Genomic DNA, 15,556 nt, shown 5'->3' on the forward strand with positions numbered 1-15,556 from the left:
ATCAGCAGTTCATGCGGCTGATGCCGAGTGGTCGAAAGCTCGTCATCGGGGTTCCTTTCCTGTGGCTGTGCCTGTTTTTCCTGTTGCCGTTCTTCCTGGTGATGAAGATCAGCTTCTCGGAAGCGGCGCTGGCCATTCCTCCTTACTCGGAGATTTACACCTACGCCGAACAGAAGTTTCAGCTGTTCCTCAACGTCGGCAACTACCTGTTGCTGACCGACGATGAACTCTACCTCTCGGCCTACCTCGGCTCGTTGAAGGTCGCGTTTTTCAGCACGCTGATGTGCCTGGTGATCGGTTTCCCGATGGCCTACGCCATTACCAAGGCCAACAAGGAAACGCAAAACGTCCTGATGCTGTTGATCATGATGCCGACCTGGACCGCGATCCTGATCCGCGTTTACGCGTGGATGGGCATCCTCAGCAATAACGGCCTTCTCAATGCGTTTTTGATGTGGACCGGGCTGACCGATCACCCGATCGAGATCCTCAACACCAACACCGCCGTCTATATCGGCGTGGTGTATGCGTACCTGCCGTTCATGGTGTTGCCGCTGTACGCCAACCTGGTCAAGCACGATCAAAGCCTGCTGGAAGCGGGTTCGGACCTGGGGTCGAGCAACTTCAACAACTTCTGGAAAATCACCGTGCCGCTGGCCAAGAACGGCATCATCGCCGGATGCATGCTGGTGTTCATTCCGGTGGTCGGTGAGTTCGTGATCCCGGAACTGCTGGGCGGCCCGGAAACCCTGATGATCGGTCGCGTGCTGTGGCAAGAGTTCTTCAACAACCGCGATTGGCCGGTGGCGTCTGCTCTGGCAGTGGTGATGCTGTTGATCCTGATTGTGCCGATTCTGCTGTTCAACCGCAGCCAGGCCAAAGAGATGGAGGCACGGGGATGAAACGTTTCGGTTTTTCAAAAATGATGCTGGTGTTCGGCCTGTCGTTTATCTACTTACCGATGCTGATCCTGGTGATCTACTCGTTCAACGCCTCGAAACTGGTGACGGTGTGGGGTGGCTGGTCGTTCAAGTGGTACGCCGGCCTGCTCGACAACACGCAACTGATGGGCTCGGTGGTGCGCTCGCTGGAGATCGCCTGCTACACGGCGGTGGCCGCGGTCGCACTCGGTACGCTGGCGGCGTTTGTCCTGACGCGCGTTACGCGCTTCAAGGGTCGCACGCTGTTTGGCGGCCTGGTAACGGCGCCGCTGGTGATGCCGGAAGTGATCACCGGTCTGTCGTTGTTGCTGCTGTTCGTGGCGATGGCGCAGTTGATCGGCTGGCCGCAGGAACGTGGCATCGTCACGATCTGGATCGCCCACACGACGTTCTGTGCGGCGTATGTGGCGGTGGTGGTTTCCGCCCGTTTGCGTGAGCTGGACCTGTCCATCGAAGAAGCGGCCATGGACCTTGGGGCCAAGCCATTCAAGGTATTTTTCCTGATCACCATTCCGATGATCGCGCCATCGCTGGCGGCCGGCGGCATGATGTCGTTTGCCCTGTCGCTGGATGACCTGGTACTGGCGAGCTTCGTGTCGGGGCCGGGTTCGACGACCTTGCCGATGGAAGTGTTCTCGGCGGTGCGTCTGGGCGTGAAGCCTGAGATCAACGCCGTGGCCAGCCTGATTCTGCTCGCCGTTTCGATCGTGACCTTCATGGTCTGGTACTTCAGCCGCCGCGCTGAAGCCACCCGCAAACGTGCGATCCAGGAAGCGATGGACCAGACCGCCAGTGAATCGTGGCAGCAACCGAACAAGCAAATGGCTGGAGCAACGGCTTAATACCGTTGTTGAGTTAACTGTGGTGAGGGGGCTTGCGCCCTCGCCACAGGTTTTGTGTTCTAAATAAAAAGAATGGAGTTGTACCGATGAAAATGTTTGGCAGGACTCTGCTGACACTGTCCTTATTGGGCGCGATGGCTACCGGCGCCCAGGCCAATGACAAGGTACTGCGCGTCTACAACTGGTCGGATTACATCGCCCCGGACACCGTCAAGAAGTTCGAAGACGAGACCGGCATCCGCGTGACCTACGATGTGTTCGACAGCAATGAAACCCTTGAGGCTCGCCTGCTCGCAGGCAAATCCGGCTACGACATTGTCGTGCCGTCCAACAGCTTCCTGGCCAAGCAGATCAAGGCTGGCGTCTATCAGACGCTGGACAAATCGAAGCTGACGAACTGGAAAAACCTCAACCCGGTCCTGCTGAAAAATGCGTCCGCCAGCGACCCGGATAACGCTCACGCCTTCCCGTACATGTGGGGCTCGATCGGCATCGGTTTCAACCCGGCCAAGGTCAAGGAAGTGCTCGGCGCCCATGCACCGACCAACTCCTGGGACTTGCTGTTCAAACCGGAAAACGCGGAAAAGCTCAAAGCCTGCGGTATCAGTTTCCTTGATTCGCCAACGGAAATGCTCCCGGCCGCCCTGCACTACCTGGGCTACCCGGTGAACTCGCAGGACAAGGGCCAGATCGCCGAAGCTGAAGCGCTGTTCATGAAGATTCGCCCTTCGGTGGCGTACTTCCATTCGTCGAAATACATCTCTGATCTCGCCAACGGCAACATCTGTGTGGCGGTCGGTTATTCCGGCGACGTCTTGCAAGCCAAGGCCCGCGCGCAGGAATCTGGCAATGCGGTGAAGATCGACTACAGCATCCCGAAAGAAGGCGCCGGCAGTTTCTATGACATGGTCGCCATTCCCCGGGACGCGGCGAACGTCGAGAACGCCTACCTGTTCATGAACTTCCTGATGCGCCCGGACATCATTGCCGAGATCACTAACAACATCGGCTACAGCAACGCCAACGCGGCGGCAACGCCGTTGGTGGATGAAGCGATTCGCGACGATCCGGGTTCGTATCCGCCGCAGGAGGTGATGGCGACGTTGTATGCAATTCCGGATATGCCGATCGGCATTCAGCGGGTGATGACCCGGGGCTGGACGCGGGTCAAGCTCGGGAAGTAATCGCTGAATGTGAGACCGCCATCGCGGGCAAGCCCGGCTCCCACAGGTTTCTGTGTCGGAATACAGGTTAGTGCACGACACCAGTCCCTGTGGGAGCCGGGCTTGCCCGCGATGAGGCCAGCACTCGCAACACAAGACTCAACCGTTTTCCGTTCCCGCAGCGCCTTACCACCGCTGCACGCTCCCTGCAGCAGAACGGCCTCACCTGGCTTCCTCGGTTAAGGTGAATTTGGGCGCCCTCCTCGGGCGCCTTTTTTTAGACGGGCACCAGCGGCCATTCGGCCAATGCCCGATAACGCCCCTTATGCGATTCAAACAGTACAAAACGATCCGCCCGCAGAAAAAAATCCGGCGGCGTCACGGACTCAGGCACCGGCACCCGATAGTCACGCATCAAGGTCAAATGCGGCCGAAACTCCTTCGCCGTTTCCTCCAGCCCAAACGGCAACATCGCCTGTTCCAACGCATACACCAGCCGCAACAACTGCGGCGGCGCCTGCTCCGGCGCGAGCACCAACACCCCGGCCCTGCGCCACACATCCAGCCGATCAAGCAGCACGCTCAACGCCACACCCGGTACGTGAACCTTGGCGGCGGCCGTGCAGATATCGCCGATCTGCGCCACACCGACAGAACCCAAAAACAACAACGTCAGGTGAAAGTTATCCGCCGGCACCGGCCGCCCGCTGCGCAGTTCAAGTGCGCCGCGCCACTGGGCAATCGCCCTGCGTTGTTCGGGCGGGCAGTTCAGCGCAAAAAACAGCCGCTTGAGCGGTTCATGGGATTCGTCGTTCATGCCTGGCACCTCCTGACATGCACGTTATAGTTGAACCAACCGAAAACAACGGGAGGGGGCCATGCGGCAGATCATCAGCAAAGAGCCATGGTGGGCGATGCCACCGCAACCGGGGCAGGATGAGTCCGAGCTGGAATGGGGCTGGCTGGTTCACTATAGCGAAGGTGAGCCACGTTTCGAGTTCGTCAGGGAGCGGCCGACGGATGACGAAATCCGCCATCGCAAGAGTTGCCGGATCACCCCGAGCGCGGAGTGATCCGGTGAGGTTGTGTCAGGACTGGTAGAGGATGTTGAAGCCGCCGAAGATCATGCGCTGACCATCGAACGGCATTGAATTGACGTCCGGTTGCATGCGCGGGTCGGCCATCATTTTCTGCATGCCGGCATTGCGGGTCGCCTTGTCGGGCCAGATGATCCAGGAAAACACTACGGTTTCGTCTGCCTTGAGTTTCACCGCCATCGGAAACGAGGTCACTTTGCCGTCCGGCACATCGTCGCCCCAGCATTCAACAATGCTCAAGGCGCCGTTCTCCTTGAAAATCGCACTGGTGATTTCGGCGTGCTTCTTGAATTGCTCGCGGTTGGCGGTCGGTACGGCAATCACACAGCCATCGACATAAGACATGGTCATTCTCCTGCGGGGGGTTGAGGGTCGGTCTGCTGGCTAGTCGATTGCGTCGGGTTCCAATCGACGTCACCGCCTGGCGAACCGACCGACGGTGGTGCAGCGCTCGCCGCCAGGTTGCCCTCGATCTGCCCCGCCATGTACAGCGTCCCCGCCATGACGCCGGTCGTCGGATTCTGCACCAGCTTCAGCCAGGCCTTGTCGAACGTGTTGCCCAGGCTGCTGCGAATCAGCGCCTCGCTGTCGGGCCGGTCGGCGGCTTGAATCAGTGCGCGAACGCCGGCCACGCCGACGGTGATCAAGCCCCCGGCCAGTTTCCCCGCCGCAGCGGCCACGGCGCTGGCGGCCCCACGCGGGGCCATTTCGGCTTCCATGCGCTGACTGGCACGCTTGGCCACGGGGGCCATGGCGGTGTCGGTCGAGCCAACGCCTTTGTCGCCGCCAGCCTTGTGGATCTTGTCGATCAGCGCCGCGTACGCCGGCAGCGAGTTCAAGGGGGCCGTATGGACGACCTGGTAGAGCGAGGCATTACGCGCAGGCGGCGGTCCGAGGGCGATGGCGGGGATCTTCTGAATGCGCCCGTTGAGCTGGGCCATCGGTATGCCGTGACGTTTGGAAATTTTCTGCAGCTCTTCCTGAAGAATGTCCACGTAGAACGCCGTGGCCTGGCCGAGGATCGCATCGGGATCAATCTCGACCGCGACCGGCGCCAGCACCCGTTGCTGGTACTGCTCGAGCAAATACTCCGCCAGGCGCTTGGCCGAGGCATCCTGCTCGCCTTTGGCGCTGATGGTGTACCAGCTGACCTTCATCGACAGCCACTCCTGGGTCCAATAACTGCTGAACCAGGGGATGAAGTTTTCTTCGGTCAATTGGTAGACCCGTGTCCGCCAGTAGTCCATGGCCCCGCGCGAGTAGATTCGGGTCTGTTCGGTGGCTGATTGGGAGGCTTCGACGATTTCGCGATCCACCTGGTGCCACGTGCTGTCGGACACCACCACGACCACGTCCACCACGGGAGCACGCGCAGGCGTGGCGCAACCCGCCAACACCACCAACACGGCGACGATCAGCGAACGCAGGTTCAAGATCGCAGTTTCCTACAGTCGCCCCTGGGCAGAATGCCCGGAACTCACAGGCCTATTGATTTGAGTATAGGAGTCGGGGTTTGTTCGCTGGGTTGAGGGTGAACTTGAGCGCCTGCTCGCGATGGAGCCCGAAAGAACACCATCATTAATGTTGATATTCACCATCGCGACGAATGCCTTCCGCAATAAAACCACCTGAAGCAACATCACTCCATCACAACGCTACGCCCACATCGGAGGGCCACATCATGTTGATCCATCTCCTGACCTGCCTGGCCCTGACGGCCGTTTCGCTGACCCTGTTTTCCCGCTTCTTCCTGGACATCGGTCAGACCGAGGAGCAACCATCATGATCCACTCCGTGAGCCTTTCCGTGAGCTTCCCGGTGTTCGGCACCAACTACTACGCGCACGAATACCTGTCGCGCCAAGCACCGTCACTGGTGTTCGACAAAAACTTCGAAGCGCTGCTGATGCCGGCAGCCTCCAACCACTTCAACAACGAAGTGGTCGGTCTCAATGATCAGTTCCGCTTTCTCAATGACGTGCTGGTTGAGCACTTGCTGGAGATCGAACTGGCCCAACGTGCGCCCCGCTCGTCGCGTCAGTTTACGTTCTAGGAAGCCACGGGCCGGCGCACGGCCCGCACCTTGCCGCTGTTACCCCCGCCACAGAAAAACTGCTCGCCACCATCCGACTCAAGACCTGACACCCCGACCCCAGGCGGCATTTCGACCGCCTCCAGGACCTTGCCGGTGGTCGGGTCAATCCGCCGCAACTCACTCTGATCTTCCTCCCACGTGCCGTGCCACAGATCGCCATCCACCCAGGTCACGCCGGTGACAAAACGGTTGGACTCAATGGTGCGCAGAATGGCCCCGGTGTCGGGGTTGATCTGATGAATCTTGCGCGCCCGGTACTGACCGACCCACAAGGTGCCTTCCGCCCAGGTCAGCCCCGAATCGGTGCCGCTGCCGGGTGCCGGAATCGTGGCCAGCACGCGACCGCTCTTGGGATCGATCTTGTTGATGTGTTCCCCGGCAATCTGGAACAAATGCTCGCCGTCGAAAGCGGTTCCTGCGTCTGCGGTGATATCCAGCGAACGCAGCGGCTTGCCACTGTCCGGGTCGAGGGCGTTGAGCTTTTCGCCGGAAGCAAACCAGACGTGCTGGCCGTCAAACGAGACGCCGTGCACGCTGTCGACACCGGGAAACGGGCCGTATTCACGGATGATTTCAGCAGTTGAACGTTTCATGGTTGCATCCTCTTCACTGGGTGTGTGGAGTGGAGCCTAATCACCCGGCAACAAAGCCGTGAGTAACAAAGTCGTCGCGAATCCCGGCATCGGTGGCGTCATCCAGCGACGGGCGCGGCCACGACCAAACGCCTGTACTTTGCCGGCGACCGCCAGCGAATCGAGCGCTCGTTGCACGCTGCGCTGACCGGTGCCCAGCGCCATCGCCAGCGCCGAACTCGACCACGACTCGCCGTCTGCCAGAAACGCCAACAGCGCCGCGTGCTGTTCTTCGACCGGCCGCGCCAGCACCACGACGTCCGCCGACATCAGTGCAAAGCCGCGTTTCGTCGCCGTGATCCCGGCCAGCGGTCGAAGCGCCGCACGCAACCGTCCGACTTCGACGCGCAACCGCGCACGGTGGGATTCGTCACTGAGTTTCAAACGAAAAGCATAGGCAATGAGTGTTTCGCGAGTGACATCGGCTGGCCAGGCTTCGGCCAATGCCCGTACGAGGGTGAACAACACCGGGCGCCTGGCCAGCGACACCGACATGCCGGCGCCGCGCACCGTGTATCGACAGGCGTCGACCACCAGTGACGTTGAGGTCAGCAGCGTTTCAACCTCATCCAGCAGCACCGGTCGCGCCTCGCCCCGGCTGATTAGCCGGGCGGCGGGCGCGTTGAGGACATTAACGACGCTCTCCATTTCTGCGCTCAGCGCCGGAATCCCCGCCTCGCCGGCGAAGCGCCCGGCCCTTTCCAGCGCGGACCGCGCCTTTTTGATCTCCAGCCGGCGCAGAGCGATGCCGGCCACCACCCATTCATGGGCGGCGCGCAAGGCTGGTGGCAAGGGCGCAGGGTCTAGCCGGGCGAGCCGCTCCTCGACCTGTTCGAGATGACCGATCAGCAATAAACGCCGGATCTCCAGATACCGCGCATGGGCCGCATTCACCCAATCGCCATGGGCCTCCAGCGTTGCCCGCGCGGCGTCGAGGGCTTTTTCCGGCCAGCTCAAATCGCGAGACGCCAGGGCGATTTCAGCCTCCGCCACCACACAGCGGGCTCGGGCCATCGGCTCTTTGGGGCCAAATGCACGCGCCGCCCGTTTGACCAATGCCTTGGCGCGCTCCAGATCGCCGAGTTGCGCCATGGCGATACCGCGCAGTGCCAGCGCTGGCGCATCTTCGCGCAGGGCCACCCGGTTCAACGCCCCGAGGGGATCACCCGCGGCCAATGCACGGGCGGCGGCGGTGATCAGCGAGTCCATGTGAATCGCGCCACGGTGGTCACTCCCTTCGTTGGATGTCCGCTGGTTAGTCTATCTCAGGATCCTCAGACCACCCGGCAGACCCGATCATCGCGGGCGTTTGCCGGCCTGCACCCACTCCCGCGGGCTGACCCCGGTTTTTCGGCGAAACGCCCGGGCCAGTGCCGAGGGGCTTTCGTAGCCGACTTCATCGGCGATCAGCGCAATCGACTTGCCTTCGCGCAAGCGTTTCTGCGCCAGGCTGATGCGCCAGCTCACGAGATAGTCGACCGGTGTCTGCCCTACCACCTGACGAAAATGCTCGGCAAAACTGGCGCGGGACATGTTCGCCGCCGCCGACAGTTCGGCCACGGTCCAGGACTTTTCCGGCGCGTCGTGCATCAGGCTCATGGCCCGTGCCAGTCGCAGATCGGCGAGGCCGGCCATCATGCCGGGGCTCTGTTCGCGGTCGCTGAGGATATGCCGCAGCAGCTGGATCACCAGCAATTCGAACAGTCGATCCATCATCGCTTCACGGCCACAAATGCCGCCGAAGGCTTCGCTGAACAGCCAATCCAGCGTGCCGGCCATCGTCGGAATGCTGTCGAGCTTGAGCAGCAGAAAGTCCGGCAGCGCGGCGGCCAGGGCATTGCCGGCGCCACCGTCGAAATCCAGCGACGCGCACACCAGCTGGGCGCCCGAGTCTTCGCTGGCGAATAAACGGTGACGGTAAGGTCGCGGGAAAAAAATCAGCGTCGGCTCGGTGAGCACCTGGTCGGGCTCATCGGCCAATTTCAGCATCACTTCGCCGGCCTGCAACAGGTGCAGGTGGCCGGTTGACTGGTCGCCATCAAACGCCACGGAGCCGCAAAAATGCCCGCTGTAGAAGCTCCCGGCACTGACGCCGAAGTGGGTGAGTAACGTGGACAAGCGATCCATGGAACGGCTCCCGGGTGAATATCTGGACGATCTGTCGCATATCCTCGACGATTTGCACCCTAAAAGCCAGCGTCGCCCCATAGCATAGACCCCGTACCCAGCGCACACCGCGCTTGAATCGACGGAGCAATACCCATGAGCCGCATCACCGCCCTGAGCCTCGAAAACGCGACTGACACCACCCGCCCACTGCTGGAAGGCGTACAGAAAAAAATCGGCTTTTTGCCGAACGTCTTCAAAACCCTGGCGCACGCCCCTGTGGTACTTGCGGCCTACCTGCAACAAAGCGCGACGCTGGGCAAAACGTCCCTGAGCGCGACGGAAAAAGAAGCCATCTTTTTGGCCACCTCGCAAGTCAACGGCTGCGATTACTGCCTGGCGGCGCACACGCTGTTTGCCGGTAAAGCCGGGCTGTCCGCACAAGACATCGTCAGCGCCCGACACGGCCAGTTGAATGCCTACGCCACCCTCGCCCAACAAATTACCGAAAGCCGTGGCCATCTGAGCCTCGAACAGCTCGACGCCGCACGGGCGGCCGGCATCACCGACGCCAAGATCGTTGAGGTGGTGGGCCACATCGCAGCACAAACCTTGACCAACTACCTCAACAACCTCGCCCTCACCGAGATCGACTTTCCCGCCATCGATGCATAAGCGCGGCCACTAAATTCAGGAGTATCGACGATGAACAGCGTGACGATCTATACCACCGACACCTGCCCCTATTGCCGCAACGCCAAGGCGCTGTTGGCCAGTAAAGGCATCGCGGCCGAGGAAATAAACGTCCAGTCCAGCCCCGGCAAATTCGAGGAGATGCTCAGCCGCAGCGGTCGACGCAGCGTGCCGCAGATTTTCATCGGCGACACCCATGTCGGCGGCTTCGATGACCTGGCCAAGCTGGATCGCCAGGGCGGTTTGCTGTCGATGCTGGCCTGAAACCCGCTGCCCGTGCACGACCTGGAAGACGGGTCGTGCCGGGTATTCTCTAAATTCTTTATAGGTTGTACGATGACCGACGAGTCACCTTCCCACAACAATAAGGAAACACCTATGAAGAACGTCAAACTGCTGGCCGGTTTTCTCTGCCTCTTCAGTGGCTACGTCGCCGCCGCCCCTGCACCGGGCGAGAAAGAGGTCGCCAGCGCCGTCGACCATCTGACCCAAGCCATGCTGCACAAGAACATTCCCGAACTTAAAACCCTGACCGCCGAGAACCTGACCTACGGGCATTCCAGCGGCAAGGTTCAGGACAAGAGCGAATTCATCGCCGATATCGAAACCGGCAAAAGCGCGTTCAAAACCCTGGAAATGCAAAACCAGACCATCAACGTCTCCGGCGATGTGGCGCTGGTGCGCAATCATTTCTCGGCCCAGGCCCTCAAGGGCACTGAAGTGATCCCGACCGAAATCGAGAACTTCCAGATCTGGCAGAAGAGGGGTGGGAAATGGCTGCTGGTCGGCCGCCAGGCTTTCCACATCTAGCTTTCCATATATAAAAAATCCCGCCCAAGGTCACTTGAGCGGGATTTTTCATTTGGGCGCTATTAAGCCACCGGAATCATCGGGTCCGCTGCGGCCAATGCGGCGGCACGATCAGCTGCCGGGGGGTAGATCCACACGGTGTTGATCTGCGTCTTCAGGTTTTTGCCTTCCTGCTTGACCAGTTTGATTTGACGATCCCAACCCTCGGTATAGACCGCGCCCCAGGCGCCCAGGTCCAGGCACGTCACGTACTTGGGCTGGCTGTACGGCGTCGGGTCCACACCCAGCATCTGCGCCGCCACGTTGTTACCGGCGTGACGCCCCAGCGAGATGGCGTGCTGGCAGGTCATCATCGCGAAGTTGCCGATGTCGTCGCAGGCCGCGTAAGCCACATCACCTGTGGCAAAGATGTCGTCCTGGCCGATGACTTTCAGATGGCTGTCCACGTGCAAACGGCCTTGGCCATCACGCTCGGCAGGGATTTGCTCGGTCAGCGAGCTGGCGCGCACACCGGTGGTCCAGATCACGGTCTGGGTCTCGATGCGCTGGCCGTCGGCCAGGGTCACACCGTTTGCATCGACCGCCGCCACCGACGACTTCACGCGCCATTTCACTCCCAGTTCAGCGCTCGCCTCGGCAATCGACTGGCTGATTTCGGCCCCCATTGAAGCCCCGACCTTCTCGCCACGGTCGATGATGATCACTTCAATGTCGGCGCCCTCACCGAGAATTGCCCGCAGACGCGCCGGCATTTCAGTCGCCGTTTCAATCCCGGTGAAACCACCGCCAGCGACGACCACGGTGTTGCGGGCTTTGCTTTCTGGCTGGTTGGCCAGGGATTTGAGGTGGTTTTCCAGACGCACGGCGTGTTCGATCTGGTCCACATCAAAGGCATGCTCGGACACGCCCGGGGTGTTCGCCTGGGCCAGACGGCTGCCGGTCGCCAGAACGAGTTTGTCGTAGCTGAGGCTCTGGCGGGTGCCTGAAGCATCGGTGTAACCGACACTTTTCTGCTCCACGTCGATGGTCTCTGCGGCCCCCTTGATGAACTTCACACCGACCGCATCGAACAGTTCATCGAGCGGTGCAGCCAGTTGATGAGCATTCGGTTCGTAAAAGCGCGGACGCACGCGCAGCTCGGCCTGAGGCGCCAGTACCGAGACCTCTACCCCGTTGTGATCATGCAGGTCGAACAGGCGTGTAGCGCTCAACGCCGTCCACATGCCGCCGAAACCTGCGCCGATGACCAGAATGTGCTGTTTCATGGTTTTAACTCCGAGGATGACCAAAGACTGAACTCGTTGCCGAGCGGACAACGGCGACTATAGTTATCCGAGTTACAGTGTGCAACGTTCTTTTTTCCATGGTTGCCATCATTCACTTCGATACCTCGACAACCCCGCCAACAGCTTTTATCTATAAGCAACACGGGGCAGATAGCGACAAACATGGATTGTTGCCCGCCTCACCATCGGCTGATAACATTGGCGACTCATTCAGTCGGAGATCCCGATGTCTCTTTACAGTGCGGGCGTTGAATACGGCATTCATTGCCTGATTTTTCTGGTAGGCGATTACGGCGACAGCCGTGAGGCAAGCGTGCGCGACCTCGCCGAACTGCAAGGCGTGCCGCTGGATTACCTGGCCAAGATCTTCACTCGCCTGGCCAAGGCCAAACTGGTGGTGGCCACCGAAGGCGTGCGCGGCGGGTTCAAACTGGCGCGGCCGGCGGACGAAATCAGCGTGCTGGATATCGTCAACGCCATCGATGGCAAGAAACTGATCTTCGATTGCCGCGAGATTCGCGGGCGTTGCGCCTTGTTCGACGGCGCCCCGCCAGCGTGGGCCCTCGACGGTCCTTGCTCGGTACATGCCGTGATGATGACCGCGCAAAAACGCATGGAAGAAGCGCTCGCCCAGCAGACCATTCTCGACCTCGCCAGAAGAGTCGGGCGCAAGGCCCCGGCCGAATTCGGTGAGCAGTTGAACACCTGGATGAGTGATCGACGGGAAAAGAAAACCGCCAGCAGTGTGGCGGTTGAGGATGCGCAGATCATCCCGACGACTGATCTCTCGGACTGACGATTCAGCTATGGGCAAAGCGGATTGGCGCGCTCTATGATTAGGGCCCATGACGACCCCTGTTTCGATCCGCTCCCCCTGCCCGCCCGGCGCCTGCACCTGCGGGCGTGACCCGCTGCTGGAAACACCGAGTGCGGACGTGCGCATCCTGTTTCTGACCCGCCCGGAAGAAAAGCGCCTGCTCGACCGCCTGGAAAACCTCCAGAGCCTGGCCGACCTCGAACGCCTGCAACAGCGGATGTTCGAGCAACTGGGCATCCGCGTCGAGATTGCCCCAGGTTTCAACGAAGTGCGGACCATGCGCGGCATCGGCATCACCCTCGGCGAGCAGCCGGGGCTGTGCCGCAAGACCCGCCAGTCAATCCCCGCTGCCATTCGCCGTGGCCTTGAGAAGCGCCCGGAAATCGCCTACGACATCCTCAACGCCAACGACTTGTTGCGGGACGCCTGACTGTCGCGGCGCAATTCAGGAATCCAATGACCGAGCAACGCCGATCACGGGGGTGTCACCACGGTGTAATACACCCCGTTGGCGCCATAGGCGGGTTGCAACCAGGCATTGCCGCATTGGTAATACGTGTTCTGGGAAAAAGTCTGCAAATGACATCCGGGAGGCAGGCTGGCATAGGTCTGGCCCAAGGGCATCGTCGGCGGTCCTGAAGCAACCATCCCGGCGTTATAGCCAGCGCTAAAATCGTCGGCGTCGGCATTCTCGTCGACCACCGTCCCCGCCGCCTCACCCACCGCCACGCCCGTCGCAACGGCGGCTGCCGGATTGACTCCGCCGCCGCAGTAATAACAGCCGCTGCTGGCAATCACAGCGGCGGGCGGATGGTAGTAGGCCGTCCCGTAAGGAACGGACTGGTAAGCACCCCCACCATAAGCGGGTCCCCGGTAGGCTGTCGTGCCATAACCATCCGCGTGGTAGCCAGCAGCGGCGGCGCCATTTTCACCTTGTGCATGCCAGGCCCCCTCCCCGCCGGACGCTGTTCCACCTTCGGCACCCGTGCCTGACCAGGCCCCTTCGCCACCGGACGCCGAACCGCCGCGATAGTCTGAACCGCTCCAACTGCCGTCACCGCCGGACACCGAGCCGCCGCGATCGGTTTCGCCACTCCAACTGCCATCGCCGCCCGAAGCCGAGCCGAATTCGCCGGAACGACTCCATGAACCCCCTCCGCCGTATCCCCCTCCAAAGCGACCGGCGTGCGACCAGGCTGCCGCCTCGTTACACACCAGCGCGGCGACTAGCAGCCCCGCGAACTTCAAGGTAGATCTGTTCATGATTCACCCTCCTCGTTCAGGGTTTTGTGACCGGCTCTTTAACGCCTTGTGGGGCACGAAGGCTGGGTGGCGGGGCAAACTTGATACGGTGCGCCGATTCGATCTGGTCGGGCTTGAAGAACGTCGCAGGCATCGCCGAACTGAGCTTCCAGTCACTGAAATCGACCTGATGCCGGGATCGGCTCGGGTCATCGAGAAACTCTGCCCGCAACCGGCGCGGGAGCTTGTCCTCGGTACCGATCCAGGCTTGGACGAACACCGTGTCGCTGGTGTAGGCAATCACATCGGTGGTGGTATCGCCGACCACCGTGGACTGGCCGACGTAAAACGCCACACGCATGTCCCTGGACAAGTCTTTATACGGATCAGCGACGATCACGTCGGTAAACGGAAAATAGATGGCGGCGCGCTTATACGCAGCCTCCAGCGTCGCATCGATGGTCGGCGGCGCATCGACTTGTGCAAGCAGGTTGTCTTTTCGCTCATAGGCATAGGCTTGCTTGCCGTCGTAATAAAACTCGGTGGCCGGACCGTCGCCCGAAGTCAAGACACGCAGGCGATCCGGGCGCTGTTCATTGACCAGCGCCACCGTGCTGTAGGCCAGGGCCGGCCCCAGCCGGCTGGGCTTTTCGTAGGTGGTCACGGCTTTGAAACTCAGGCCCTGAGTGCTGGTCAGCCGGGCGCTCATGGCCTTGAGAACATCCAGCGCTTTGGGCTCCAACTGCGCCGTCGGCGCATCGACGGCGGGTGTCTGGCCGGCATACAACGGGGTCGTGAACGCCGCGATGACAACGCTGATCGAGAGCCAGCGAACAGGCTGTTGGCGGGTGGGCATCGGATGTTCTCCGCAGAGAGAGGTCAGGCGTTGAACGCCTGGTGACGGAGGTGACGTCGCCTATCAGCAAAGCCCAGTTTTATGGCATCCGCCATTCCATCGAAAAAATAGCGGGCCGAAACGAACGTAAACAATCAGCGAAGAAAGCAAATGCTGGATATTTGGCAATTGCTACCTACGCTCTCCGCAGAGGTTTCTGGATTTCGAGAGCCGGTGGGCGCTGGCCGGCTGTGTCACGACCGAACATTGGGCTTCATCGATGGAGCACGCACCCCCATGAATCTGTCCCGCAACCTGCTCCTTTGCACCGCATTGGCCGGGCTCCTGCTCGGCGGCTGCACCTCGAAAGTCACCGAGACGACGCAGTACTCCGGCTACCTGTCGAACTACAACAACCTGCAGGAAGTGGAGACGCCCAGCGGTGGAACGGCGATGCGCTGGGTGAGCCCGTCGTGGAACCCGAATGCGTACGACACCATCGCGTTCAGGACGCTGGAGTTTTATCCCGCGCCGAAACCCAATGAGCAGGTCAATCAGCAAACACTGACCGACTTGCAGAACTACATGTCCAGCAAGGCCAAAAGCGTGTTGGGCCAGAAGTACCGCAGAGCGTCCAGCGCGGCCGCCGCGCCGGCCGGGTCGCATCCGCTGATCCTGCGTGCGGCAATCACGGGCGTCAGCACTTCGAACGAAGGCATGAAGTGGTACGAGGTGATGCCGATCGCGGCCGTTATCGGCGCGACACAGGCCGCCACCGGCCACCGGGATCAAGACACCAACCTGTTCATCGAAGCCGAGTTCATTGACGCCAGAACCAATCAGACCATGGTCAAAGTGGTGCGCAAGGTATTCGGTAGCCAACTGGAAAACGAGAGCCAGAAAATCACCGCCAAGGACTTTAAAGACGCGATCGACAAACTGAATGCCGATCTGCGGGCGTTCATTAGCAGTTGAGTCCTGTTCCAAACCACTCCTGA

The 15,556-nt window shown here is 60.7% G+C and carries 20 protein-coding genes; 11 read left to right on the forward strand and 9 right to left on the reverse strand.

Annotated features, from left to right (window positions below):
- Positions 1-20: 20 nt before the first annotated feature.
- From AB4N43_RS05080 to AB4N43_RS05090, 3 genes are all read left to right on the forward strand, one after another.
- On the forward strand, positions 21-902 hold the full coding sequence (locus AB4N43_RS05080) for an ABC transporter permease subunit (protein ID WP_170219144.1): 882 nt from the start codon (positions 21-23) through the stop codon (positions 900-902).
- Positions 899-1,783: an ABC transporter permease subunit gene (locus AB4N43_RS05085; RefSeq protein ID WP_027925277.1), complete on the forward strand. Its 885-nt coding sequence runs from the start codon at positions 899-901 to the stop codon at positions 1,781-1,783. Before AB4N43_RS05080 ends, AB4N43_RS05085 begins: the two co-directional genes overlap by 4 nt.
- 86 nt (positions 1,784-1,869) lie before the next feature.
- Complete coding sequence (locus tag AB4N43_RS05090) at positions 1,870-2,967, forward strand: polyamine ABC transporter substrate-binding protein (RefSeq protein WP_027925276.1); 1,098 nt, start codon at positions 1,870-1,872, stop codon at positions 2,965-2,967.
- A 256-nt stretch (positions 2,968-3,223) separates the two neighbouring features.
- On the opposite strand, the gene thpR is transcribed toward AB4N43_RS05090, so the two are convergent.
- On the reverse strand, positions 3,224-3,763 hold the full coding sequence (thpR, locus tag AB4N43_RS05095) for an RNA 2',3'-cyclic phosphodiesterase (RefSeq protein WP_460153390.1): 540 nt from the start codon (positions 3,761-3,763) through the stop codon (positions 3,224-3,226).
- 61 nt (positions 3,764-3,824) lie between these two features.
- On the opposite strand from thpR, the gene AB4N43_RS05100 reads away from it, so the two are divergent.
- Positions 3,825-4,019: a PIN domain-containing protein gene (locus AB4N43_RS05100; protein ID WP_027925274.1), complete on the forward strand. Its 195-nt coding sequence runs from the start codon at positions 3,825-3,827 to the stop codon at positions 4,017-4,019.
- A gap of 15 nt (positions 4,020-4,034) precedes the next feature.
- Here the strand turns inward: AB4N43_RS05100 and AB4N43_RS05105 are convergent, their stop codons facing one another.
- Complete coding sequence (locus tag AB4N43_RS05105; RefSeq protein WP_027925273.1) at positions 4,035-4,388, reverse strand: DUF1428 domain-containing protein; 354 nt, start codon at positions 4,386-4,388, stop codon at positions 4,035-4,037.
- A gap of 2 nt (positions 4,389-4,390) precedes the next feature.
- The gene (locus tag AB4N43_RS05110; protein WP_410921947.1) at positions 4,391-5,476 is read right to left on the reverse strand and encodes a hypothetical protein; all 1,086 of its coding nucleotides are present in this window, start codon (positions 5,474-5,476) and stop codon (positions 4,391-4,393) included.
- Between the two features lie 349 nt (positions 5,477-5,825).
- Between AB4N43_RS05110 and AB4N43_RS05115 the strand changes: the two genes are divergently transcribed.
- Positions 5,826-6,095: a hypothetical protein gene (locus AB4N43_RS05115; protein WP_027925271.1), complete on the forward strand. Its 270-nt coding sequence runs from the start codon at positions 5,826-5,828 to the stop codon at positions 6,093-6,095.
- Here AB4N43_RS05115 and AB4N43_RS05120 read toward each other — a convergent pair.
- From AB4N43_RS05120 to AB4N43_RS05130, 3 genes are all read right to left on the reverse strand, one after another.
- A complete protein-coding gene (locus AB4N43_RS05120; protein WP_027925270.1) occupies positions 6,092-6,730 on the reverse strand; it encodes a Vgb family protein in 639 nt (212 codons plus the stop codon). The two genes, AB4N43_RS05115 and AB4N43_RS05120, sit on opposite strands and share 4 nt — an antisense overlap.
- Positions 6,731-6,766: 36 nt before the next feature.
- A complete protein-coding gene (locus AB4N43_RS05125) occupies positions 6,767-7,978 on the reverse strand; it encodes a helix-turn-helix domain-containing protein (protein WP_460153394.1) in 1,212 nt (403 codons plus the stop codon).
- An 87-nt stretch (positions 7,979-8,065) separates the two neighbouring features.
- Entirely contained in the window at positions 8,066-8,896 is an 831-nt protein-coding gene (locus tag AB4N43_RS05130; protein WP_059181072.1) for an AraC family transcriptional regulator, read from the reverse strand.
- A 135-nt stretch (positions 8,897-9,031) separates the two neighbouring features.
- On the opposite strand from AB4N43_RS05130, the gene AB4N43_RS05135 reads away from it, so the two are divergent.
- The 3 genes from AB4N43_RS05135 (at position 9,032) to AB4N43_RS05145 (ending at position 10,378) form a co-directional block, all read left to right on the forward strand.
- Entirely contained in the window at positions 9,032-9,550 is a 519-nt protein-coding gene (locus AB4N43_RS05135; RefSeq protein ID WP_059181073.1) for a carboxymuconolactone decarboxylase family protein, read from the forward strand.
- Positions 9,551-9,580: 30 nt separating this feature from the next.
- Positions 9,581-9,832, forward strand: coding sequence for a glutaredoxin 3 (gene grxC / locus AB4N43_RS05140; protein ID WP_059181074.1), 252 nt, complete (start codon positions 9,581-9,583; stop codon positions 9,830-9,832).
- Between the two features lie 114 nt (positions 9,833-9,946).
- Positions 9,947-10,378 (forward strand): nuclear transport factor 2 family protein, encoded by a 432-nt coding sequence (locus AB4N43_RS05145; RefSeq protein WP_460153396.1) that lies wholly within the window; start codon positions 9,947-9,949, stop codon positions 10,376-10,378.
- Between the two features lie 62 nt (positions 10,379-10,440).
- Here AB4N43_RS05145 and AB4N43_RS05150 read toward each other — a convergent pair whose 3' ends face one another.
- Entirely contained in the window at positions 10,441-11,643 is a 1,203-nt protein-coding gene (locus tag AB4N43_RS05150) for an NAD(P)/FAD-dependent oxidoreductase (RefSeq protein ID WP_460153398.1), read from the reverse strand.
- A gap of 247 nt (positions 11,644-11,890) precedes the next feature.
- Between AB4N43_RS05150 and AB4N43_RS05155 the strand changes: the two genes are divergently transcribed.
- Positions 11,891-12,460, forward strand: a complete 570-nt coding sequence (locus tag AB4N43_RS05155; protein WP_027925263.1) for an RrF2 family transcriptional regulator — start codon at positions 11,891-11,893, stop codon at positions 12,458-12,460.
- A 49-nt stretch (positions 12,461-12,509) separates the two neighbouring features.
- Complete coding sequence (locus tag AB4N43_RS05160) at positions 12,510-12,911, forward strand: hypothetical protein (protein WP_460153399.1); 402 nt, start codon at positions 12,510-12,512, stop codon at positions 12,909-12,911.
- A gap of 44 nt (positions 12,912-12,955) precedes the next feature.
- Here the strand turns inward: AB4N43_RS05160 and AB4N43_RS05165 are convergent, their stop codons facing one another.
- A complete protein-coding gene (locus tag AB4N43_RS05165; RefSeq protein WP_460153400.1) occupies positions 12,956-13,744 on the reverse strand; it encodes a hypothetical protein in 789 nt (262 codons plus the stop codon).
- Between the two features lie 16 nt (positions 13,745-13,760).
- Positions 13,761-14,579 (reverse strand): DUF2092 domain-containing protein, encoded by an 819-nt coding sequence (locus AB4N43_RS05170; RefSeq protein ID WP_027925260.1) that lies wholly within the window; start codon positions 14,577-14,579, stop codon positions 13,761-13,763.
- A 276-nt stretch (positions 14,580-14,855) separates the two neighbouring features.
- Between AB4N43_RS05170 and AB4N43_RS05175 the strand changes: the two genes are divergently transcribed.
- Complete coding sequence (locus AB4N43_RS05175) at positions 14,856-15,533, forward strand: DUF3313 domain-containing protein (RefSeq protein ID WP_027925259.1); 678 nt, start codon at positions 14,856-14,858, stop codon at positions 15,531-15,533.
- The last annotated feature ends 23 nt before the right edge of the window (positions 15,534-15,556 follow it).

It is taken from the genome of Pseudomonas sp. S2_B07 (assembly GCF_054668435.1).